Source organism: Pseudooceanicola endophyticus (assembly GCF_018760365.1).
Classification (GTDB): Bacteria; Pseudomonadota; Alphaproteobacteria; order Rhodobacterales; family Rhodobacteraceae; genus Pseudooceanicola; species Pseudooceanicola endophyticus.
The window spans coordinates 188183-190311 of record NZ_JAHIAB010000012.1 but is presented as its reverse complement, the minus strand read 5'-3'; the positions used below and the strand labels follow the sequence as shown (position 1 = coordinate 190311).

Sequence of the window (2129 nt, the reverse complement as noted above, 5' to 3'; positions counted from 1 at the left end):
TTCAAAAGTCCCATGTGGATCACTCCGGAATCCCCCGCTGCAAGCTGCGTCGCGGGGAGGGTCACATGGGTCAATTCTCAATGGAAATTACGCGCGCTCCCGGGTCAGTTCTGGGTGGAAATCAACACAAACACAGGGTACGCGCGATTGCTGCCCTCACCGTCCTCAATACGAGATCCCAAATCCCAAGCAGAAGGCCCGAACATTATCTACGAGGTCAGATTGACTGCCTCAACGGCTCAGTCAGAGAGAGGTTTTTCCGCCTGGGCTCACCCCCTCGAAGAAGGGGCGATAGGGTTAGCCATGATTGACCACGGCGTGTACGGTGGCCGTGCAGCACCTCGACCTGGCGCAGCTTGGTGACAATATCTTCCGGCTTCTCTCGCTTTCCAGCCATTCTGTCGTCCTCCTGTTAACCGAAATCTTATCCGACTTCACGCTTCATGGGGGGACCACTTCAAAGGGGCTGGCTCAACCCGACGGATCATTTCGAGGACATGCGTATCGAAATCCGGGATGAAGTCCTTGTGCATGAACGCCTGGAGCGTCTGTTCGATAAGGCCTCGGCTTGCGTCCATCAACGCCCGAGCGGAAACAGGTTCCAATCCTTCCTTGTCGGGGTATAGAAAGTCCGATGCGACATAGTCCCCCTGCCCCGTGTTCAGCCATTCCTGCGCGGAAGCGATGCGATCCTCCCCGCGATCCCGACCAAAATCCGCCCCCTCGGCGCCGGGTTTTCGAGCGAAAAGAGGGGCTCTTTGGTTCTGGTTCCGGCCCCATCAGAGGGACCTTTTACGACGCGTTCCGGCCCGGTTTGGGGAGCGGAAGGAACATGCTTTCGGAAAAAATTACGGAGCAACTTCACCTCCGTGAGCGATCAGATATTCCATCTCGGTGAAGGTCGAACGCCAGAAACTGACACGTCGGCGCAGGCTCACCGCACGCTGTTCAATGTCCCAGAGTGCCCCGCGCAGAGGGTCATCTTAGACCTTGAAAATGCGCTGCGGGTCCTTCTGATCCTTACGCCCCGTGACCTTCTTGGTGAACCTCTGCTTCGCCCCTGGACCTGCCGGGTGAACGAGGACATCTCCACTCAGACCAGCCGAAATCCGAAGGCCTGACAGGTGTTCCTGACGCTCAGCAACAGCGGCTGCTTGCGTTTGTACACCGCGTCGTAGGTCTTGATCAGCTCGTAGGCTTCATCCTTCAGGTCGACCGCCAAGTCGCGCCGGAAAGCTTCGATCTCCTCCCGGCCTTCCAGGGCCGCCCGAGCCGTTCCGATGTCGTGTTGAGAATTTACGTCAAGAACCATCCATTTTTTCCCTGAAATCAGCGATTTGTAGAGAGGCCCGCAGGCTGCGGAAAGACGGCCAAAATCCGGCGCTCAAGCGCTCGGAACAACCAAAACCCGGGGTCCTGCGCCCCTCTTTCCCTGGCGCCTCATGTCACCAATAAGCCGAGTAAAGAAGGGTGTTTCTGGGCCTCGCCGACAATGACTTCAGCCCCCCCTTAAAAATGGACAATGACTTCAGCACCCCCCCCTAAAACAACAAACTACTGGTAGTGACTTCACACCCCCCCTAAAAACGGACAATGACTTCAGGCACCCCCCTGAAATCGTTCTTTCATCCGGCTCGGGATCGGTGATACGCTGGTCCCCGGGAAGGCGCACGACCGGCCAGGCCGGCGTGCTTCTCCGGGCGCAAACCGGAAAATCTCCCGAAATCTCCCAATCGACACCTCGGCATTGGTCGAGAATACCTCAAAATGGCGCGGAGAGCGCCGCCAGAGGGCCATCTCTTGCTTTTTCGACCCCAGACACCGGTCGACTAAAGAAGGGCGCTCAGCGGGCCTCTCCGGGTCATTTTGAGAATTCGCCCGGATCAGGGCCTCAGCGATCCCGACCGGGATGATTTGAGGGCATTCGGGGGCAAAACCGGCGTCCATTTTCGAAATCCCCGAGATCAGCACCGGCCTGACTGCCGACACTGGTCCGAGCGGTGACAAACCCGACAAACCCGACAAACCCGACAAACCCGACAAACCCGACAAACCCGACAAACCCGACAAACCCGACAAACCCGACAAACCCGACAAACCCGACAAACCCGACAAACCCGACAAACCCG

General features: G+C 57.8%; 2 protein-coding genes. Both read right to left on the bottom strand.

Annotated features, from left to right (window positions below):
* Window positions 1–1093: 1093 nt before the first annotated feature.
* Window positions 1094–1312, bottom strand: a complete 219-nt coding sequence (locus KM176_RS19530) for a hypothetical protein (protein WP_160895638.1) — start codon at window positions 1310–1312, stop codon at window positions 1094–1096.
* 579 nt (window positions 1313–1891) lie between these two features.
* Window positions 1892–2129, bottom strand: a 238-nt coding sequence (locus tag KM176_RS19525; RefSeq protein ID WP_215558812.1) for a hypothetical protein, incomplete at its 5' end; no start/stop codon positions are given.